Consider the following 19,128-nt stretch of genomic DNA (forward strand, 5'->3'; position numbering starts at 1 on the left):
CGGTTAATTACGCGTCACGCGGGCCGCGGGTTGCGCGTGCATCCGCCTTGGCCCGGCGACCCGGTTCACGCTCGACGACGATACTCGTGCCATCGGACGCCACGAGGCAACCATGCAAACTTGTTCGCTTGAGGGCCGACTGGCCACGTAGCGCATCCGTGATCGCCTCGATGCGGGCGAGGTCGTGCGGCTTCAGGCCGGCCCCCACTTCGCGCAGCAGACGCTGCATCACCTTGACCGCCACCGCTCGCGGCAAATCGCGCAGAATCTTGTGCCCCAGCGTACGGCTGCCGATGCCGGCCTCGAACTCCACCGTGTTGGCCATGGCCGAGATGGCGAGATCGGCATCGCGCATGCGATCGGCAAAGCGCGATAGCCGACGCGCGTCGATGCCGAGAGCGGCGAGTTGCGGCAGGGCGTGCCGCCAGCGCACTCGCTCGTAGTCGGTATCGAGATTGCTCGGATCGCCTACCGGCGTCAGCCCGGCACTCGCCACCACCTGGGCCAGCGCCACCGGATCGATGCCGAGCAGCGGCCGCACGATGGCGATGCCGTTGACCTCGGAGAAATAGTCCATGCCGCGCAGGCCTTCGACACCGGAGCCATGTGCAAGCCGCATCAGCACGGTTTCAGCCTGGTCGCCCAGGTGATGCGCCGTGACGACGATCTCGACCCCATCCTCGGCCATGGCCCGGCCGATCAGGGCGTAGCGAGCGCGGCGAGCGGCCTGCTGGATGCCGGTCGATGGCTTCAGGCCATCCCAGCGCAGGCCCCGCGCCTGCAATCCCAGCCTGGTGGCCGTATCCAGCACAAAGGCCACCTCGGTAGCGGCCTCGGGCCTCAGGTTGTGATCGACCGAATAGACGACGAAGCGGTCATAGCTATCGTGCTTGCGGGCATACTCGCCGGCAAGCAAAAGCAGGGCGAGGCTGTCGGGCCCACCCGAAACGGCGAGCCCGATGCGGGAAAACTGCGCCAGCGGCGAAAAGATCGCGCCGGCATCGATCAGTTGGCGACCGGGCATTGCGCCTTCTGTTGCTCCTCGGCGAGCCGCTGGGCGAAGGCCGGCGACAGATTGGGGTAACGCTGCGCCAGCGTGTAGAAGGTGCGGCACCCGACATCGGCCTGGTCGGCGCCGACCAGCGCCACGCCCAGCTTCAGCATCATGTCGGGCGCGCGGTTGCTGTCGCGGTGCTTGGTGTAGCCGTCGGCCAGCACCTGGGCCGCGTCGGTATAGGCACCACGCTGGATCAGCGCCTCGCCCAGATAGTTGATGGCGTCGGGCGCCTGCGGATCGTCGGGATAGAGCGCGACGAACTGGGTGAACTGATCCTCGGCGAAGGCATAGTCGCCGCGCGTCATGGCTTCGTAGCCCGCGGCGTACTGGGCCTGGGCGTCGCCATCCGAGATCTCGCCGTTGCCCTGCAACGACAGGTCGAGCGGCCGGCCCGGATCGAGGCTGAGCGCATCGTCACCGGGCATGGTGCCGAGCTGGTCGACACCGCCCGAGAGCAGCGGATCGGCCGAATCGCCGACGGCGAGATCGCCGTGCATAGGGGCGCCATCCAGATCGTCCATCGGCTCGCCGTTGAGGTCGGCCAACGGCAGATCATCCATCGGGGCTCCGTTGCCGGCCGGCGCGGCCGTGTCGGTATTGGCGGTGACAGGCACGTCGGTTGCCGGGGCCTGCGGCAGCGCAGCAGACGGCGTCGCGCCGTCAGTTGGCGCTGCCGCCTGGGGTTTTCCCACCGCACCGCCTTCCAGCTCCTGGAAGCGGAACTCGTTATCCTCGGCCTGCTTGGCCAGTTGCGTCTGCATCTGCGTGAGCTGGAACTCGAGCCCCTCGATACGGCCGGTGAGGGTCCGGACCAACTGCTCGAGGTCCTGCATGCGAACCAGCAGTTGCGCCGTATCCTGCTGGTTCTGCGCCACGAGGATACGTTCCTCGCCGACAGCCCGGGGCGGCGTGGTGGCGGAAGCGCCGCCGAACAGATCGCCGGCCGCGAGCGCCGGACCGGCAAGCCCCGCGGCAACGATGGTGGCAAGGATGGCGGGCCGGATCGGTGCACCGCGCATGCTGAAGAGTTTCACGTCAGATGGCTCCGTTACGTCCAATCATGGAGGGATTGTACGACCTTCGCATAACGCATGATTTCGACAAAAAGAAAGCGCCGGACGCCAATAGGTGACGCCCGGCGCTATGCCTCCAGTTCGAACAAGCCTCGGGGATTACGCTGGATGCGCCGCTATACGAGCAGCGCCCCGCCCCGAAACCCGCTCAGGCTATTGTACGACCGTGACAGCGCGGCGGTTTTGTGACCAGCACGAAATATCGTTGCAGATCGCCACCGGACGCTCCTTGCCGAAGGACTTGGACGTGATGCGCTGCTGCTGCACGCCCTTGGAAACGAGGTAGTTCACCACCACCGAGGCACGGCGGGCGCCGAGCGCGATATTGTACTCGCGGGTGCCGCGCTCATCGGCGTGGCCTTCGATCATGATGCGGTAGTTGGTATAGCGGTTGAGCCACACGGCCTGCTTGTCGAGCGTCGCCATGGCGGTTGGAGTAAGGCTCGAGCTGTCGGTTTCGAAGAAGACGCGATCGCCGACCGAAACGAGGAATTCCTGCTGGCTGCCGGGGGCGCCGCCGCCCGGGCCGAGATTGCCGACACCGGTGCCGCCGCCGGCACCATTGCGCGAACAGGCCGCTACGGCGACCACGAGGACCACCAGCGCGAAAGTACGCAGCACGGTGGAAAGGGGCGTTGCGGAACGCATCCGGGTAAATCTCCTGAATGGAAGGATTTGTGTTGGCGTTTTTTACCGCCGGTAATCTTAAGGCGGGGTTGTTCCGCTTGGTTAATTCTTCCCCAATAGGGCGCGAATGTGGCCTGAATCCGGGCTTTTTCGTGGTGTTGCGAGGACGACACGGCTCCCGCAACACCAATACTCATGGTTAGCTGCGGAGCGGCGACCAGCTCGGGTCGGAAGCGAACGACTCCGTTGCCAGCTTCTGCTCGTTGCGGCCCCAGATGTCGATCGAGTAGAGCCCCGGACCCGCATCGCCGCCCGGATCGCGGAAGAAGGCGATGACGCGGCCGTTGGGGGCCCAGGTCGGGCCTTCCTGCACCTGACCGGAGGACGAGAGGATGCGCTCGTTGGAGCCGTCCGGCGACATGATGCCGATATGGAACTGTCCGCCCGACTGCCGGGTGTAGGCGAGCAGATCGCCCTGCGGCGACCAGACCGGGGTCGAGTATGACCCCTCGCCATAGGAGACGCGCTGCGCCCCCCCACCGCCAGCGCCCATGATGTAGAGCTGCGGGGAGCCGCCGCGATCGCTTTCGAAAGCGATGCGCGAACCGTCCGGCGAATAGGAGGGCGAGGTGTCGATGGCCGCGCCGCTGGTCAGCTGCACCGGATTGCCGCCGCCGACCGAGGCCGAATAGATGTTGGTCGTGCCGCCGTTGGAGACCGAGAACACGACGTTGGAGCCGTCAGGCGCAAAGCGCGGCGCGAACGACATCGGCGCGCCGTTGATCAGCTTCTTGGACGCGCCGCCGAGGCCGGCGTAATAGACCTGCGGATTGCCGTCCTCGTAGGACGTGAATACCACGCTGTCGCCGCGCGGTGAGAGGCGCGGGGTGAGCGTCAGGGCATTGCCCGAGCTCAAGTACTGCACGTTGAAGCCGTCCTGATCCATGATTGCCATGCGCTTGACGCGATTGGCCTTGGGACCGGATTCGGCCACGTACAGCACGCGGGTATCGAAATAGCCCGTGCCGCCCGACAGCGAGGAATAGATCGCGTCGGACACGATATGGGCGATGCGGCGATAGTTCTGCGCGTCGGTCTGGTAGGACTTGCCAACCACCTGGGCCGAGGCCTGTGTGTCCCACACGCGTACCTGCGATGTCACCTGCGCGCCGCGCTCGGCCGAGCCCATCACCAGCGCATCGACATTGGCGCCGCGCCAGGCGGCGAAATCGGGCTCGTTCTGCACGTCGCCGACGCGGATCGGCAGGGTCGCCGGATCGAGCGGCACGAACAGGCCGGAGCGGCGCAGGTTGTTGCGCACGATCTCGGCGATCTCGGCGCCGAAGGCCGGATCGGACGAGGCGAAATCCGGAATGGCGATCGGCAGCGGCGTGAAGCTGCCGCCGGTGACGACGATCTCGACCAGCGCCTGCGAGGGATTGGTGGCAAGCGCCAGGGCGCCGCCGGCTAGGCCATATTTCAGCGCATCGCGCCGGGTGATCAGGGGCATATTCGTCTCCTGTGTCTCAGGCACGCCGCTCAGAAGGGGCGCGCCGCGAATTGGGCTCGGACATCCTGCCCCAGCGCGACCGCGAACGGACCGCACCGCTGCAGGGCGCGGGATACGGCCCGCGCGTAGGCGTCTTCGATCTGGTTGGCCGGAGTGCTGAGCATTTGTGGCCGTCCCGTGACCATACCATCGGGACCGATCGTGAATGTGAACTCGGCGCGCGCATCCACGTCCTCGGCGCCGGCCGGCAAGGTGATGCACGAGCGGATCTGCGCGACCAGCGCGCCGATCTCGGTATTGCTGAGGGTGGCCGAACGGCCGTCCTCGCGGCCGAGGGTGGCTTCGCCCCCCCGCCCCGTCGTCGCACCGCGCGAATCCTCGTTGTTGATCATGTTGGCGATCTCGTCGGCCAGCTTGTCGGCTTCCTCGGCCTTGGCCTGCTCGATGCGCTTCTGGTCTTCCGCGGCCTTGCGCTTCTTCTCTTCCTCGGCCTTCTTCCTGGCCGCCTCGGCGTCGGCCTTCTCCTTGGCCTCGCGCTCCCTGGCCGCCTCCTGCTGGCGCTTGAACTCGGCGCGCTTCTGGTCGAGCGAGGCGGTACGAATGGGGCGTGGCGCCGCCTCGGCCGGATCGGGCGCAGGCGTCGGCACCGCTACGGGCGCCGGCTCCGGTTCGGGAGCAGGCTCGGGCTCGGGAACAGGTTCAGGTACCGGTTCGGGCTGCGGCGCAGGTTCAGGCGCGACCTCCGGCTCGGGTTCGGGGACCGGGTCGGGCGCGGCATCGGGCGCCGGCGCCGTATTTTCGGTCGGCGCCGGGGTTTCCTGGGCATTGTCGGCCGGGGTCGGCTGGTCTTCCTCGGTATTGCCGGTCGGCTGTGCCAGCTCGGCAGGCTGCTCGGAGTCCACGATCGAGGGCGTCTCGGTCTCGACGATCTCGCTGTCCATCACGCCCATGCGGATATTGGCGAAATCGCTGACCGGCACGAGGTCGACGGCGATCGAGTCCACCGGGGTCGCCTCGATCGGCCGGCCCATGCCGATGCCGACGACTGCGAGAGCAATCAGTCCGACATGTCCGATGGTGGAGACCGTGAACCCCGCGCGCATCAGCTCACCGGTCCTGCTGCGCCTGTTCCGTGATCAGACCGATCTTGGCGTAACCGGCGCCCGACAGAGCACCCATCACCTGCATGACGGCGCCATAGTTGGCGGCGAGGTCGCCACGGATGAAGATGCGCTCCTCGGTACCCTGCGTCGCCTGCGCCGCGACCTGGGTCACGAGGTCGTCGATCGCCACCGGCGCGTCCCCGAGGAAGATCGCACCGGTATCGGTGATGGCCACGGTGATGGGCGTCGACTGGGTTTCGAGCTGGCGCGCCTGCGTCTGCGGCAGTTCGATCGGCACGCCGACCGTCATCATCGGCGCCGCGACCATGAACACGATCAGCAGCACGAGCATGACGTCGACCATCGGCGTCACGTTGATCTCGCTGATCGCCTTGTTGCCGCCACCGCGCCGCCGGCCACGCCGCCGCCCGCCGCCACCACCGGAAACCGACATGGCCATCAGCGGGTACTCCGGGCTTCGAGCTGGCGGGACAGGATGGTCGAGAACTCGTCGGCAAAGCCTTCGAGCCTGCTCACCAGCTTGTTCGCGTCACCGCTGAGCTTGTTGTAGGCGATAGCGGCAGGGATGGCGGCCAGGAGGCCGAGCGCGGTGGCAAACAGCGCCTCGGCGATCGGACCGGCCACGACGGCAAGATTGGTGCTGGAGGCCGCAGAGATGGCCGTGAATGCGTTCATAATGCCCCATACCGTGCCAAATAGGCCAATGAAGGGCGAAGCCGATGACACTGTCGCGAGGAAGCTGAGGCGCCTCTCGAGCGTTTCGCTCTCGCGGGCGATCGCGACGTCGAGCACTTTTTCGAGACGGCTCTGCACGCCGATGAAGCTCGAGGCGTTCTGCTCGTGGCTGCGCTTCCATTCCTTCATCGCGGCCACGAACACCGAGCCGAGCCCGAAGGACGGCCGCTCGCTCATCTGCTGATAGAGTTCCTCAAGCGACTGGCCCGACCAGAACACCCGCTCGAAGCGAGCCATCTCGGCCTTAGCGCGCCCGAACAGCATGGATTTGTCGACGATGATGGCCCAGCACCAGACGGAGGCGGCGAGCAGCCCGATCATCACGGTCTTGACGACGAGATCGGCCTGCCAGAACAGCGCCCAGATCGAAAGGTCGGCATGCGGAGCGACCGTGCCAACGGCATCCATGGCTTCCATGTAAGGGTCCTTCTCAGTCCGGCCCCGACGACCGGACTAGATAGGCGGTCGATGCGGTCCAAATTTGTCAAATTTAAGAGAAAAGCCCGGATTTCCGGACCTTTGGCAGTGCTCTGGCTGCACTGCCTTAGTTATGGTCACCAAGACGTTAACAAAGCGACTCCGCTTCAAAAACCGGCGCGGCAGATCAGCGCAACCTTTGCGCCGAACATGCGTTGCGGCCTGCGGCCACCGTTCTTGGGGGCGGCGGTTGGTTCGACTGAACCAACAGGAGGAGTCCCACATGCTACGCAATTTCACACGCAGCCTTCTCGCCGCCTCGGCGATCCTTGCCGTGTCGGCCGTGCCAGCCTTCGCCGAGATGGTGAACTTCACCGCCACGCTTGCCGGCACCTCCGAAGTACCCGAGGCCGACTCGTCGGCGACCGGCACCGTAGAGGCATCGCTCGACACCGACACCAAGATGTTCAACTGGACCGTCACCTATGACGGCTTGAGTGGCGACGCCACCGCTGCCCATTTCCACGGCCCGGCCGCCGAAGGCGAGAACGCCCCACCGGTGGTGCCCGTGCCCGATCCGCTGGCGAGCCCCATCGCCGGCAGCGCCACCCTGACCGACGAGCAGATCACCCAGCTCCAAGGCGGCCAGTGGTACTTCAACATCCACACCGAGAAATTCCCGGATGGCGAAATCCGCGGCCAGGTGACACCCGCTGCGATGTAGGGATCGCGACCATTTTGAAGGGGCCGCCAGGTAATCGGCGGCCCTTTGTCATGGCTTGAGCAGATCGACGAAGCCGCGCGGCAGGCGCGCCACCCCGCCGGTGGTCTTGATCGCGACGACCTGCACCTCGGCGCGCGTGATCTCCACCCCGTCGCGCGAGATCGACTGGACCAGGTTGAGCCGCGCCGGAGTGAGCGAGGCGACCTCGGTAACCACATCGAGGAGGTCGTCGATATGCGCGGCCGCCTTGAAGTCGATGCTCATCGAACGGACCGCAAAGGCGATGCCATCCTTCACCAGCTCGGAATGATGCACACCGCGCTCGCGCAAGAACTCGGTCCGCGCCCGCTCGAAGAAGTGGAGGTAGGCGGCATGGTAGACGTTGCCGGAGAAATCGGTGTCTTCGTAATAGACTCGGGCCTGGAAATGGCTGGTCCTCATGGCTCTTCCGAGGCCCGTCGGCTGCCATCGTCCTCCCCGTCGATCCAGACCAAGTGCCGAAGGGAACCGTCCCACGACAATAGCTCGTGTCGCAGCGCGGATGGCTGAAAACCGTGCGCGGCGAGTGTATCCACGCGCACCCACTTGAACTCAATATCCACGCCGCCGTCCTGGTTTCGGTGACAAATTTCACCGTCGATGCGGAACGGAAAAGAACCAGGCAGCACCACCGGGTAGTAGTGCGCCAGCTCGTGCCAGCGATGCCCGCCATAGGTGAAGAAGTTCTCAAGGACGATTGCCAGCTCGCCGACGTCTCCAGTGACGCACAGTTCTTCAGCGATTTCGCGGGCCACAGCGTCGCGCGTAGACTCCCCCCATTCGACACGACCGCCGGGGAGATACCAGTGCTGCTCGTGCACGGAGTGCGTAACGAGGATGTGCTCGTCTCGCATGACGATGCCGGCCGCCCGGAAATTGAACCGGCCGCCGGGCACGTCATGGCTGATCATGTGGCGCGACGGACTCATTCCTCTCCCGGCTCCTCGAACAGGCTGGCCTGCATGCCGACGAAGCCCTGTGGCGTGGCAATGCCCAGGTGCTGGAAGGCCAACGCCGTCAGCATGCGGCCGCGTGGTGTGCGCTGGATGAAGCCCTGCTGGATCAGGTAGGGCTCGACGATCTCCTCGATCGCATCGCGCGGCTCGCTGAGCGCGGCAGCGATGGTTTCGATGCCCACCGGCCCGCCACCATAGAAATCGGCGATCACCTTGAGATAGCGCCGGTCGAGCGTGTCGAGCCCGCGCGCATCGACGTCGAGCCGCAGCAGCGCCTTGTCGGCGAGCTTGCGGTCGATAGTGGCGGCGCCCTCGACCAGCGCAAAATCGGTGACGCGGCGTAGCAACCGCCCTGCGATACGTGGCGTGCCGCGCGAGCGGCGTGCCACTTCCATCGCCCCATCGGGCGCCATCGGCGTGCCCATCAGGCGCGCGCCGCGCTCGACGATCTTCACAAGCTCCTCGGGCGTGTAGAAGTTGAGCCGGATCGGAATGCCGAAGCGATCGCGCAGCGGCGTGGTCAGCAGCCCGGCGCGCGTGGTGGCGCCGATCAGCGTGAACTTGGCGAGATCGATGCGCACCGAACGGGCTGCCGGTCCTTCGCCGATGATGAGATCGAGCTGGTAGTCCTCCATCGCCGGATAGAGCACTTCCTCGATCGCCGGGTTGAGCCGGTGGATCTCGTCGATGAAGAGCACGTCGCGCTCCTCGAGATTGGTCAGCAGCGCCGCGAGGTCGCCGGCCTTGGCGATCACCGGGCCGGAGGTGGCGCGAAAGCCGACGCCGAGCTCACGCGCGACGATCTGCGCCAGCGTCGTCTTGCCCAGCCCCGGCGGGCCGACGAACAGCACATGGTCGAGCGCCGCGCCACGCTGCCGCGCCGCCTTGATGAACACCTCGAGATTGGCCCGCGCCTCGGCCTGCCCGATGAACTCGGAGAAGCCCGAGGGGCGGAGCGAGACATCCAGCGGATCGTCGCGGCCGGCGCTGGCGGAGGTGAGGTCGGTCACAGGAAACTCTCGACAGGTCGCATATCTTCAAGCCGAGCCGCTCGATGATCGAACGTTGCCGTCGTCGAGCAACCGAGTTGACGGTTCTGAAGTGCGATCATCGCGTCGGCAAAACCGCAACCAGCTTCCTCACCATTGTCGATCGCTTGCCCCACCATCGAAGGATTCTCCACTTCGAGCGCCGGACTGCGGAGCAGTTGCCGATAACTCTCATGTACCGCGCCGACGGGAAACTTCCGGACCTTCGTCAGCACATTGAAGGTTTCCACCAGTACCAGCACGCTGATTACGATGGGCTGATTGTCCGCGATGCACTGTTTCACCTGCGCCGACTGAACGTCGTCGTCGTCAGCGAGGAAGCGGACGAGGACGTTGGTGTCAACGCCCAGCACGGATGCGCTCGTCGTCGTCAGCTAACGCGCGGCCGAGCGCAGCCTCTTCCGCCTCGATACTCATAGGGCCAGATGGCGATTTGCCAAGAATGCCTGCAAGGGAAGCGAGCGGCACGTTTCGCGGCAGCAGCACGTACTTTCCGTCCTGCTTGACGATATCGAGCTTATCACCCGGCCTCAGCCCAAGTTCGTCGCGAATATCCTTCGGCAGTGTCATCTGCCCCTTACTTGTCATCGTCGCAGTAGCCATTTCCATCTCCTTACCGAAACAAAATAGTAAGGAGTCACCGCATCTGCAAGGCTAGCTGCTCAATTCCCTGAGCCCCTGCCGGATCAGCTTGTCCGTCGCCAGCCCCTCGCCCTCCTTGCCGACGACGCGCGCGACGGCCGCCGAAGCTTGGGCGCTGGAATAGCCGAGATTGACCAGCGCCGAGACCGCGTCCGTCACGTTGCCGCCGGCAACGCCTTCACCGAGCGCCGCCTGCAGGCCGAGGACGCCGGCGTCGATGGCGCCGGGAGCCGGGGCCTTGCCCTTGAGTTCGTTGACGATGCGGACGGCGAGCTTGGGGCCGACGCCGTTGGCGCGGCCGACCATGGCCTTGTCCTGTAGCGCGATGGCGCTCGAGAGCTCAGAGGGGCTCAACACCGAGAGGATGGCGAGGGCAACGCGCGCGCCCACCCCCTGCACCGTCATCAGGGTGTTGAACCAGGCTTTTTCGGCCTCCGTGAAGAAGCCGTAGAGCCGGATCATGTCCTCGCGGACGATGGTCTCGATATGCACGACGGCGGCGTGTCCGACCTGCGGCAGGGCCGCGATGGTTTTGGTGGAGCAGAACACCTCGTAGACGACGCCGTTGACATCGACATGCACGAAATCGTCGCCGAACCCGTCGACGAGCCCCTTGAGCTTGCCGATCATGCGGGCACGCTGAGCTTGCGGATGGCGCGGTGATGCGCGTGGCACACGGCGATGGCGAGGGCGTCAGCCGCATCGGCGCCCTTGTACTCGGCCGTGGGCAGGAGGATCTTGATCATCATCTGGATCTGGGCCTTTTCGGCGTGGCCGGTGCCCACGACCGACTTCTTGATCAGGTTGGCGGCATATTCGCCGACTGGTAGCCCGCGCAATGCCGGCGTCATCAGCACCACGCCGCGCGCCTGGCCGAGCTGCAATGCCGAGCGCGCACCGGCCGAGACGAAGGTCTCTTCCACCGCCGCTTCATGCGGCAGGTAGGCGTCGAGCACCTGGGTGAGTTCGCGATGGAGGATCACCAGCCGTTCGGCAAGCTCGATATCAGTGGGCGGCGTCACCGTGCCGGCGGCGATGAAACTCAGCCGGTTGCCGGTGCTTTCGATGACGCCCCAGCCGCAGCGCCTGAGCCCGGGATCGATGCCGATGATTCGTACGGTTTCCGCCATTTCCGACCTCTAGACCAACCCGGCGAGCCTACCAAGGCCTTAGTGAACGAAACGGAAACAATCCCCTGCCGTTACAGATGTGATTGGCCCATTAAGGCTGGCGCAAGCATTGCCCACGTATGCCCGTCCCATCCATCGGGGACGCGAGGATGAGCCAGGCTAAATTAACGAGGGCTGCCTGGGGGCAGGTATGGCGACGCACGCTGCTTATCCTGGCCCTGTCGACGCTCGGCTCGTGGGTGCTTTCCGAGTTGATCATGTTCTCGCTCGGCCAGGGCATGAACGATGTCGGGATGGTGCTCGCGCTCGGCATGCCGACGGTGCTTGGCGGGCCGATCCTGTTCTACCTGCAGATCAAATCGGCGCAGTTGCGCGAGGCAAACGGCCGGCTCGAGGCGCTGGCCTCAACCGATTGGCTTACCGGACTGCTCAACCGCCGTTCCTTCACCACGCGCGTCGGCGATGCGCTTGGCAAGGCCGGCGGCACGTTGCTCGTCATCGATGCCGACCACTTCAAGACCGTCAACGACCGCTTCGGCCATGAGCGCGGCGACGAGGTGCTGCAGATGATCGCCGGCGCCATCCGCGAGGGCGTGCGCGATACCGATCTCGTCGGCCGCCTGGGCGGCGAGGAATTCGGCGTATTTCTCGACGGCGCGGGTTTCGAGGCCGCTTCGCGCATCGCCGAGCGCATCCGAGTCGGCGTGAACAGCCTCTTCGTCAGCTCCGAGACCGTAGTGCAGCGCCTGTCGATAAGCGTTGGCGGGGTGGTTGCGACGGATGGCGCCAGTTTCGCACAGCTGTTCCGGATCGCCGACGAGCGCCTCTACCAAGCCAAGCATGCCGGCCGCAACCGCATCGAGTTCGGCGACGACGTCGACGAAGCCGCCCCCGCAGCGCCGGCCGCCGCCCTCGGCTAACCTGCCCGATCGATAAAATCGCAGTAGCCGGCTTGAGCCGATCTCAATCCGCGACCCGCAGAGTTTGCACGATTTGCACGGGAGGTCCGAGAAACGCGGTCGCGAGATTATGCCCTGAGGGGCTGGGGTCAGGTCGTGCTCTGGACTGTGCTCGGCACGCTCGGATGCGTGGCGGTGGCGCTGCTTGTTGATTCCTTCAACTTCCCCAACCTGACGCCCGCCGAGTTGCAGCACGCCATTGCCATCGACGTGCTGGTGCCGCTTGGGTTGGCGGGACCGCTGCTCTTCGCGCTGCTCAACAAGATGCGGCGGATGAGCTTCGTGCAGGACCAGCTGGCCCGCCGCGCTACCACCGATGACCTGACGGGCCTCCTCACCCGCGCCGCCTTCATCCAGGAGGTCGAGGAAGAGCTGGCCGATGCCCGCTTTGCCGAAGACGGCATGCGGGGAACACTGCTGATCATCGACGCGGACGACTTCAAGTCGGTGAACGACCGCTTCGGCCACGACGAAGGCGATACGGCCCTGCAACTGCTGGCCCTCGCTATCCGCAGTGTGCTACGCCGTGCCGACCGGGTCGGCCGCATTGGGGGCGAGGAGTTCGCGGTCTTCCTGCCGGCCACCTCGCCCTTTGTCGGCGAGGCCGTGGCCGAGCGCATCCGCATTGCCGCGAGCAAGATCGAGTTCGCGCCGCAGGGGCAGCGCCACGCGCTGACCGTAACCGTGGGCGGGGCGACCTATGATCGCTACCTGCCGTTCGTCGAGCTGTTCCGGCTGGCCGACCAGCAACTCTATGTCGCCAAACGCAATGGGCGAAACCGCACCGCGGTCTCGCCCATCAAGCACTATGAAACATTGCCGGCCGCAGCCGCCTGATCAGGCGTCGATCTTGGCCATATCCTCGTCGGAAATATCGAAGTTGGCGTAGACGTTCTGAACGTCGTCATCCTCCTCGAGGATGCTGATCAGCCGCAGCAGCGACTCGCCCTTTTCCGCATCGACTTCGACGGTGTTCTGCGGCTTGAAGATGAACTTGGTGCTCTCAGCTTCGCCCAGCACCTTTTCGAGCGCGGCGGAGACTTCGTTCATCGCCTCGAACGAGGTGTAGATCCAGTGGCCTTCCTCGTCGCTCTCGACGTCGTCGGCGCCGGCCTCGATGGCCGCTTCCATCACCTTGTCTTCCGAGCCGACCGAGACCGGGTAGAAGATCTCGCCGACGCGATCGAACATGAAGCCGACCGAGTTGGTTTCGCCCAGCGCGCCGCCATTCTTGGAGAAGGTCGAGCGCACGTTCGAGGCGGTGCGGTTGCGGTTGTCGGTCAGCGCCTCGACAATGATAGCGATGCCGCCCGGACCATAGCCCTCGTAGCGGATCTCTTCGTAGTTCTCGGTATCGGCGCCCGCTGCCTTCTTGATGGCGCGCTCGATATTGTCGCGCGGCATGGACTGCGCGCGGGCGTTGAGCACGGCGAGGCGCAGGCGCGCGTTGAAGGCCGGGTCGGGCATGCCGAGCTTGGCCGCCACGGTGATTTCGCGCGCGAGCTTGGAAAAGACTTTCGAGCGAGCCGCATCGGACTTGCCCTTGCGGTGCATGATGTTCTTGGCGTGTGAATGGCCGGCCATGCGGTCACCCCTCGTGTCGGAGCCTGATTGGGATGGCGCGCCATATAGCGAAACGACGCGCTAATGTGAAGCCGGTCAGAACTGCGGCTCGACCTGAGCCAGCGTTCCGCCGATCCGGAGCGGAGACAGATAGGTGACGAGCCCGGTCCTCGGATCGGTCTCGATGGCGACGCCGGACAGCGTCGCCTCGCCTTCGGCCGGGGTAAACCGGCCATTGGCAATGCCGGTGAGGAAGCGGTTCAACGGCTCCTCGACATCGACGCCGATGATGGAGTCGTAGTCCCCGCACATGCCGGCATCGGCCATAAGCGCCGTGCCGCCGCGCAGGATCCGGTGGTCGGCGGTCGGGATATGGGTGTGCGTACCGACGACGAGGCTCACCTTGCCATCGAGGAAATGCCCCATGGCCTGGATCTCTGATGTCGCCTCGGTATGGAAATCGACGACGATGGCATCGGCCTGCTCGCCCAGCGGACAGGCCGCTACCGCCGCCTCGACGGCGCGGAACGGATCGTCCACCGGATCCATGAACACCCGGCCCTGCGCGTTGATCACCAGCACGCGAAAGCCGTTGCGGCTCTCGTACAGATTGGCGCCGCGGCCGGGCGTGCCGGGCGCGAGGTTCACCGGGCGCAGCAGCGTGGGTTCCCGCGTGATGTAGCTGAGTGTGTCGCGCTGGTCGAAGGCGTGATCGCCCAGCGTCACCACATCGGCGCCGGCGGCCTTGAGTTCGGCGAAATGCCCCTCGGTGAGGCCGCGGCCGTGGCTGGCATTCTCGCCATTGATGACGACGAAATCGAAGCGATGCTTGTCGACGAGGCCGGCGAGGCGATCGGTCACGGCATCCCGGCCGGAACGACCGACCACATCACCCAGGAACAGAAGTCTCACGTGGCCGGCGCCTTCTCGAAGCTGCGCACCCCATCCTCGGTGACGATGACATCGAGCGGCACGTCGTGGGAATCGCGCGGGATCGTATCCACCTCCTGCAGCGCGAAGGCAAAGCCGATCAGCCGCGGACGCTTCTTCAAGGCGGCGAGCGTACGGTCGTAATAGCCGCCGCCATAGCCGAGGCGGGTGCCGTGGCGGTCGAAACCGAGCAGCGGCATGAGGATGACGTCGGGTTCGGTGCGCGGCGCATCGTCCGCCGGCGCCAAGGTGCCGTAACCCGCTTCGTAGAGCGGCGCACCCACCTGCCATAGCCGCAACTCAAGCGGCTGCTCGTCGCCGAGCACCACCGGCAGGCATACCGGCTGGCCAGCATCCATCAGCCGGCCGATCACGCTCTTGACGTCCATCTCGTCGCGGATCGGCCAGTAGCCGGCGACCACTTCGGATTTGTCGAGCGGAACTGCCTCGAAGAAGTGCGCCGCGGCGGCCTTCGCGGCCTCACCGCGCAGCGAGGGATGGAACGCCGCCCGCTTCTTGTGCGCCGCTGTGCGGAGCGCCGCTTTTGCTTCTTCGATCTGTGCGTCGCTCATGAACGTCCGGCGAGAAAATCAGGTGCCGCCCTGGCCGTGGGATACAGATCCTGGGAACCTACTTACGTAGGTGGGCGCCGTATGTCCGAACCCACGGGTCCGGTCAGGTACAGCTCCCTTAAGGATCAGTACGGCCCCAGGGAAAAATGATCCAACACGCACCGGGCAGCGCCCACAATATAAGGTCGGGGCAACCGCTACGCCAAGCGCTTGTTTCCTTTTCCACCTCGCCCGGCATAATCGGCGACGGTTCGGGGTTCGGAGCGCGGCATGGTCTCGCAGATTCTCATCGTCATGATCGCGGCGCTCGCGGTCACTATCTTCGCGGAACGCCGGAACATCCAGCCGCCGCTGCTGCTGGCACTGGCCGGCCTCGCCGCCTCCTGGATTCCCGGCCTGCCGCGCCTGGAACTCGAGCCCGAGATCATCCTCGCCGTGGTGCTGCCGCCGCTGCTCTACTCGGCCGCCACCGAATTCTCCTTCGTCAGCTTCCTTCGCCGCCTCGGCTCGATCGTCAATCTCGGCGTCATCCTCGTGGTGGTGACGACCACGGTGGTCGGCTCGTTCGCGGCGGTCTTTATTCCCGGCCTGCCGATCGCAGCTGCGACGGTGCTGGCCGCCGTCATCTCGCCACCGGACGCCGTGACCGCCACCGCCATCGGCCGCAAGCTCGGCCTGCCGGGCCGGATGATGACGGTGCTGAAAGGCGAAAGCCTGATCAACGACGCCGCTGCGCTGACGCTCTTCACCTTCGCGGTGGCGACCGTCACCGGCGCGCACCTGTTCATCGAGGGCCGCTTCCTGTTCTTCATGTACTCGGCGATCGCAGGAACGCTGGTCGGCATCGTCATCGGCTTTTTCGTCAATCGCCTGCGCAGCCGGCTGACCAACCCCTCGATCATCACCCTGCTCTCGGTGCTGGTGCCGTTCACCGCCTACATGATCGCCGAGGAGCTGAGCGCTTCGGGCGTGCTGGCCGTTGTCGCGGCCGGCTTTGCCGTCGGGCACAATGCCAGCGAAGCCAGCTTTGCCGCCCGCATCCAGGAGCGGCAGTTCTGGCGCACCACCGACGCGCTGCTCGAGGCCTTCGTCTTCGCCTATATCGGCCTGCAGCTGCGCTTCGTCATCGAGGAGGCCGAGCACGCCGGCTTCGACTTCCTGCAGATCGTAACCCTGTCGGCAGGCGTGCTGATCGCGGTGACTGCTGTCCGCTTCGCCTGGGTGTTCGGCACGGCGCTGGTTGCCCGCTGGCGCGGTCGCGCGGCGCAACGCCGCCTCGAGCAGATGAAGGCCGACCCGCGCTGGGCCGAGCGCCTGGCCCAGCAGGGTCGCCGGCGCGGCGGCCGCCCGGCGCGGCCCGAGGACTTCAACGTGCCCGAGCCGTTCAGCTGGCGCGAGAATATCGTCATCGCCTGGACCGGCATGCGCGGCGTGGTGACCCTCGCCGCCGCCGCCGGTATTCCGCTCACCACGCTGAGCGGCGAGGCCTTTCCCGGCCGCGACATCATCCAGGCCATCGCCTTCATGGTGACCATCGGCACCCTGCTGATCCAGGGCCTCACCCTGCCCTGGCTGATCAAGGTGCTGAACATCTCCGACCCGCGCGAGGAAACCTACCGCAGGGAACAGCACAAGCTCGCCAACCGCATCGCCGAGACGGCGACCGAGGCGGCGGTGACTGCCTATCGCGAGGCCAATCCCGACCCCAAGGTGCAGAAGGCGACCGACCTGATGCTGCGCCGCATGCGCAATGCCGACAAGACCAGCGAGGATGTCCGCGAGCACGACGGCGCGCTGATGCTCGAACTCGGCCGCATGATGCTGGAGGTCCGCCGCACCGCGCTGATCAAGGCCCGCGACGAACGCCAGCTCGACGACGAGGTGCTGCGCGAAGAACTGGAGGAACTCGACCTGCAGCAGGCTGTACTGGCCAACTGGACCGTCGAGACCGAGCCGCGCTAGCCTCGGGCATGCACACCCCCTGGCTCGCCGCTCCTTTGCTCGCCGTGGCTCTCTCCGCCAGCCCAGCTGTCGCGGTGGAGGACCCGGCGCCGGTCGAGCCCGTCCGCTCCTGCTACCCGACGGCACCGAACGCGCCGGAATGGACCGCAACCTGCATCCGGCAGGAGCACTTCTTCGCCGACACCTGCCTTGCCATCCAGCTCTTCGCCGTCCGGCACGAGCTGCCCACCGGCTACTTCGCGCGGCTGATCTGGCAGGAGAGTAATTTCGACCCCAATGCGCTGAGCATCGCCGGAGCGCAGGGCATCGCCCAGTTCATGCCGTCCACCGCCCGGCTGCGTGGCCTCAACAATGCCTTCGACCCCACCGAGGCATTGGCGAAATCCGCCGAATACCTGCGCTTCCTCACCGACAAGTTCGGCAATGTCGGCCTCGCCGCGGTCGCCTACAATGGCGGCGAAGGACGGGCTGGCAACTATGTGCGCTCCGCCGGCTACCTGCCCGCCGAAACGCGGAACTATGTCGAGATCATCACCGGCCTCGACGCCGACACTTGGCTCGCCGGGCCGCAGACGGTGGATTTCTCGCTCAGCAAGACCGACGACTTCATCTCCGCCTGCGTGAAGATGGCCGAGGCCGCCGACATCCCGAGCATGCAGCGCCAGCCGGGCGAGTGGCATCCTTGGGGTGTGCTGCTGGCGCAGAACTTCTCGCAGGCCACCGCCATCAGGAGCTTCGAGCGGGCCCAGTCGCGCTACTCTGCCGTCATCGGCGACGAGAAGCTGATGCTGCTGCAGGCTCGCAACCCCAACTTCGGCCCGCGGCTCCGGCACTTCGCCATGATCGGTCGCGACGACCGCAACGCCGCCGAGACGCTGTGCAGCAAGCTGCGCCGCGCCGGCGGCTCCTGCATCGTGCGCAAGAATTAGCTGCGGCTTACCGGGCGCCAGAGACCGTGTTACGGGCCTTGAGCGCCGCCCTGGTCTTGCGCTTGGTTTCGGCAAAGACCTTGTCGAGCGAGGTGTCGTCGGCGCCATTCGCATCCGGCTTCACCGAAGCTTGCGCCGGCTTCCGCATCCGCTCCTGGTCGCGGCGCACGAGGTCACGAACATAGTCGCTGGCGTTGACGTAGCGCCCGGCGGCGACCTGTTCGTCGATCCACGCCTTCATCTGGTCAGGCAGGGTAATGCTCATGCTGGCCATCGGACGCTCTCCTCTGGCCCAAATCTAGCCAAGGCCGGCCGAATTTGCCATCCGGGCTAGTTCGCAGCGGCGCCCGTCTCCTCGATCACCGTGGCGATCGCCTCGAGCTTGCGCGCGGCGTCGTTGAGACGCTTGGCGAACTTGCGCTCGATATCCTCGGCCTCGTGCGACAGCGCCTCGCCGGCCTGCGTGAGCCCGGCGACATCCTGCTTGAGCGCCGCAATCTGGCGTTCCGCCTCGGCCAGTTCGTCGAGCACGGCGATGCCCGCCATCACCGTCAGCCGGTTGTCGCCGATCTCGCCGAACGTGCCCTTGAAGCTGTCGATGTGCTGGTTGAAGCGCTCGGCGAGGTCGAGCAGGTGCTGCTCCTGCCCCTCTTCGCACGCCATGCGATACTTGCGGCCGTTGATATCGACATTGACCTCGGGCATCGCGCTACTCCTTGGCCAGCACTTCGCGCACCGATTCCATCGCCACCACCAGCCGGCGGGCGACTTCGGCAGAGCTGTCGTCGAGCCGCTTGGCCCTGGCGCTCACTTTGTCGAGTTCGGCGGCAAGCCTGGAGCGCTCGGCCACCAGCTTTTGCGTATCGGCCTCGATGCGCGCATGCGCCCGCACCCGCCCGTTAAGCCCGCGCACACTGGCTTCGAGCCGTGCAAACGCGCGGTCGAGCCGGCCGGCTGCGGCTTCATATCCATCGTCGGTGTTCTGTTCGGACACGGCACCCCCCGTGACGGAAAACGGCGATTCCACCTGTCACTATAGCGCAAAGCTGGAGTGTCGCGGCAACTCCTGGTGCGCAGGGGGCGACATTGACAGGTCAAACGAACCTGCTAAGCCTCAACGCCGCCTCGCC

At 65.9% G+C, this 19,128-nt stretch carries 25 protein-coding genes and 1 other RNA gene; 5 read left to right on the forward strand and 21 right to left on the reverse strand.

All coding sequences use genetic code 11. The features are described from left to right. Nucleotides 1-7: 7 nt before the first annotated feature. The 7 genes from tilS to tolQ form a co-directional block, all read right to left on the reverse strand. On the reverse strand, nucleotides 8-1,024 hold the full coding sequence (gene tilS, locus AC3A6I_RS15285; RefSeq protein ID WP_487544595.1) for a tRNA lysidine(34) synthetase TilS: 1,017 nt from the start codon (nucleotides 1,022-1,024) through the stop codon (nucleotides 8-10). Next, entirely contained in the window at nucleotides 1,006-2,091 is a 1,086-nt protein-coding gene (gene ybgF, locus AC3A6I_RS15290) for a tol-pal system protein YbgF (RefSeq protein ID WP_487544596.1), read from the reverse strand. Before ybgF ends, tilS begins: the two co-directional genes overlap by 19 nt. A 192-nt stretch (nucleotides 2,092-2,283) precedes the next feature. Beyond that, nucleotides 2,284-2,778, reverse strand: coding sequence for a peptidoglycan-associated lipoprotein Pal (gene pal, locus AC3A6I_RS15295; protein WP_487544597.1), 495 nt, complete (start codon nucleotides 2,776-2,778; stop codon nucleotides 2,284-2,286). Nucleotides 2,779-2,956: 178 nt separating this feature from the next. Next, nucleotides 2,957-4,267, reverse strand: a complete 1,311-nt coding sequence (tolB, locus tag AC3A6I_RS15300) for a Tol-Pal system beta propeller repeat protein TolB (protein ID WP_487544599.1) — start codon at nucleotides 4,265-4,267, stop codon at nucleotides 2,957-2,959. A 29-nt stretch (nucleotides 4,268-4,296) separates the two neighbouring features. After that, entirely contained in the window at nucleotides 4,297-5,370 is a 1,074-nt protein-coding gene (locus AC3A6I_RS15305) for a hypothetical protein (RefSeq protein ID WP_487544600.1), read from the reverse strand. Between the two features lie 4 nt (nucleotides 5,371-5,374). Further along, on the reverse strand, nucleotides 5,375-5,830 hold the full coding sequence (gene tolR / locus AC3A6I_RS15310; RefSeq protein ID WP_487544601.1) for a protein TolR: 456 nt from the start codon (nucleotides 5,828-5,830) through the stop codon (nucleotides 5,375-5,377). Continuing rightward, the gene (gene tolQ, locus AC3A6I_RS15315) at nucleotides 5,830-6,534 is read right to left on the reverse strand and encodes a protein TolQ (protein ID WP_487545041.1); all 705 of its coding nucleotides are present in this window, start codon (nucleotides 6,532-6,534) and stop codon (nucleotides 5,830-5,832) included. The genes tolR and tolQ overlap by 1 nt, the downstream gene beginning before the upstream one ends. Nucleotides 6,535-6,826: 292 nt before the next feature. Between tolQ and AC3A6I_RS15320 the strand changes: the two genes are divergently transcribed. Continuing rightward, nucleotides 6,827-7,267 (forward strand): CHRD domain-containing protein, encoded by a 441-nt coding sequence (locus AC3A6I_RS15320; RefSeq protein WP_487544602.1) that lies wholly within the window; start codon nucleotides 6,827-6,829, stop codon nucleotides 7,265-7,267. 48 nt (nucleotides 7,268-7,315) lie between these two features. Here the strand turns inward: AC3A6I_RS15320 and AC3A6I_RS15325 are convergent, their stop codons facing one another. From AC3A6I_RS15325 to ruvC, 7 genes are read right to left on the reverse strand one after another with little or no spacing between them, the layout of a single operon-like run. After that, nucleotides 7,316-7,708 carry a YbgC/FadM family acyl-CoA thioesterase gene (locus AC3A6I_RS15325; protein ID WP_487544603.1) on the reverse strand — a complete coding sequence of 131 codons (393 nt, stop codon included), beginning with the start codon at nucleotides 7,706-7,708 and terminating at the stop codon, nucleotides 7,316-7,318. Continuing rightward, entirely contained in the window at nucleotides 7,705-8,235 is a 531-nt protein-coding gene (locus AC3A6I_RS15330; protein ID WP_487544605.1) for an NUDIX hydrolase, read from the reverse strand. Before AC3A6I_RS15330 ends, AC3A6I_RS15325 begins: the two co-directional genes overlap by 4 nt. Further along, a complete protein-coding gene (ruvB, locus tag AC3A6I_RS15335) occupies nucleotides 8,232-9,272 on the reverse strand; it encodes a Holliday junction branch migration DNA helicase RuvB (protein ID WP_487544606.1) in 1,041 nt (346 codons plus the stop codon). The genes AC3A6I_RS15330 and ruvB overlap by 4 nt, the downstream gene beginning before the upstream one ends. Beyond that, complete coding sequence (locus tag AC3A6I_RS15340; RefSeq protein WP_487544607.1) at nucleotides 9,269-9,664, reverse strand: type II toxin-antitoxin system VapC family toxin; 396 nt, start codon at nucleotides 9,662-9,664, stop codon at nucleotides 9,269-9,271. The genes ruvB and AC3A6I_RS15340 overlap by 4 nt, the downstream gene beginning before the upstream one ends. Beyond that, a complete protein-coding gene (locus AC3A6I_RS15345) occupies nucleotides 9,651-9,914 on the reverse strand; it encodes an AbrB/MazE/SpoVT family DNA-binding domain-containing protein (protein WP_487544608.1) in 264 nt (87 codons plus the stop codon). The genes AC3A6I_RS15340 and AC3A6I_RS15345 overlap by 14 nt, the downstream gene beginning before the upstream one ends. Before the next feature lie 51 nt (nucleotides 9,915-9,965). Next, entirely contained in the window at nucleotides 9,966-10,583 is a 618-nt protein-coding gene (gene ruvA / locus AC3A6I_RS15350) for a Holliday junction branch migration protein RuvA (RefSeq protein WP_487544609.1), read from the reverse strand. Further along, nucleotides 10,580-11,083, reverse strand: coding sequence for a crossover junction endodeoxyribonuclease RuvC (gene ruvC, locus AC3A6I_RS15355; RefSeq protein ID WP_487544611.1), 504 nt, complete (start codon nucleotides 11,081-11,083; stop codon nucleotides 10,580-10,582). The genes ruvA and ruvC overlap by 4 nt, the downstream gene beginning before the upstream one ends. Before the next feature lie 149 nt (nucleotides 11,084-11,232). Between ruvC and AC3A6I_RS15360 the strand changes: the two genes are divergently transcribed. Further along, nucleotides 11,233-12,003 carry a GGDEF domain-containing protein gene (locus AC3A6I_RS15360; RefSeq protein ID WP_487544612.1) on the forward strand — a complete coding sequence of 257 codons (771 nt, stop codon included), beginning with the start codon at nucleotides 11,233-11,235 and terminating at the stop codon, nucleotides 12,001-12,003. Between the two features lie 135 nt (nucleotides 12,004-12,138). Further along, the gene (locus tag AC3A6I_RS15365) at nucleotides 12,139-12,879 is read left to right on the forward strand and encodes a GGDEF domain-containing protein (protein ID WP_487544613.1); all 741 of its coding nucleotides are present in this window, start codon (nucleotides 12,139-12,141) and stop codon (nucleotides 12,877-12,879) included. Here the strand turns inward: AC3A6I_RS15365 and AC3A6I_RS15370 are convergent, their stop codons facing one another. From AC3A6I_RS15370 to ssrS, 4 genes are all read right to left on the reverse strand, one after another. Beyond that, entirely contained in the window at nucleotides 12,880-13,626 is a 747-nt protein-coding gene (locus AC3A6I_RS15370; RefSeq protein ID WP_487544614.1) for a YebC/PmpR family DNA-binding transcriptional regulator, read from the reverse strand. It abuts the gene before it with no gap. A 75-nt stretch (nucleotides 13,627-13,701) separates the two neighbouring features. Continuing rightward, entirely contained in the window at nucleotides 13,702-14,517 is an 816-nt protein-coding gene (locus AC3A6I_RS15375; RefSeq protein WP_487544615.1) for a TIGR00282 family metallophosphoesterase, read from the reverse strand. Next, entirely contained in the window at nucleotides 14,514-15,107 is a 594-nt protein-coding gene (locus AC3A6I_RS15380; RefSeq protein WP_487544616.1) for a 5-formyltetrahydrofolate cyclo-ligase, read from the reverse strand. Before AC3A6I_RS15380 ends, AC3A6I_RS15375 begins: the two co-directional genes overlap by 4 nt. 18 nt (nucleotides 15,108-15,125) lie before the next feature. Beyond that, nucleotides 15,126-15,282, reverse strand: a non-coding RNA gene (gene ssrS / locus AC3A6I_RS15385) — 6S RNA. A gap of 95 nt (nucleotides 15,283-15,377) precedes the next feature. Between ssrS and AC3A6I_RS15390 the strand changes: the two genes are divergently transcribed. Further along, nucleotides 15,378-17,069 carry a cation:proton antiporter gene (locus AC3A6I_RS15390; RefSeq protein ID WP_487544617.1) on the forward strand — a complete coding sequence of 564 codons (1,692 nt, stop codon included), beginning with the start codon at nucleotides 15,378-15,380 and terminating at the stop codon, nucleotides 17,067-17,069. A gap of 8 nt (nucleotides 17,070-17,077) precedes the next feature. Further along, nucleotides 17,078-17,998 (forward strand): lytic transglycosylase domain-containing protein, encoded by a 921-nt coding sequence (locus AC3A6I_RS15395; protein WP_487544618.1) that lies wholly within the window; start codon nucleotides 17,078-17,080, stop codon nucleotides 17,996-17,998. 7 nt (nucleotides 17,999-18,005) lie between these two features. Here the strand turns inward: AC3A6I_RS15395 and AC3A6I_RS15400 are convergent, their stop codons facing one another. The 3 genes from AC3A6I_RS15400 to AC3A6I_RS15410 are packed head-to-tail and all read right to left on the reverse strand — an operon-like array spanning nucleotide 18,006 to nucleotide 18,992. Then, the gene (locus AC3A6I_RS15400) at nucleotides 18,006-18,272 is read right to left on the reverse strand and encodes a type II toxin-antitoxin system ParD family antitoxin (protein WP_487544619.1); all 267 of its coding nucleotides are present in this window, start codon (nucleotides 18,270-18,272) and stop codon (nucleotides 18,006-18,008) included. A 56-nt stretch (nucleotides 18,273-18,328) separates the two neighbouring features. Then, nucleotides 18,329-18,703, reverse strand: coding sequence for a cell division protein ZapA (locus AC3A6I_RS15405; protein ID WP_487544620.1), 375 nt, complete (start codon nucleotides 18,701-18,703; stop codon nucleotides 18,329-18,331). Between the two features lie 4 nt (nucleotides 18,704-18,707). After that, on the reverse strand, nucleotides 18,708-18,992 hold the full coding sequence (locus AC3A6I_RS15410; RefSeq protein ID WP_487544622.1) for a DUF4164 family protein: 285 nt from the start codon (nucleotides 18,990-18,992) through the stop codon (nucleotides 18,708-18,710). Nucleotides 18,993-19,128: the final 136 nt, after the last annotated feature.

Source organism: Devosia sp. Soil_C_22 (assembly GCF_057657195.1).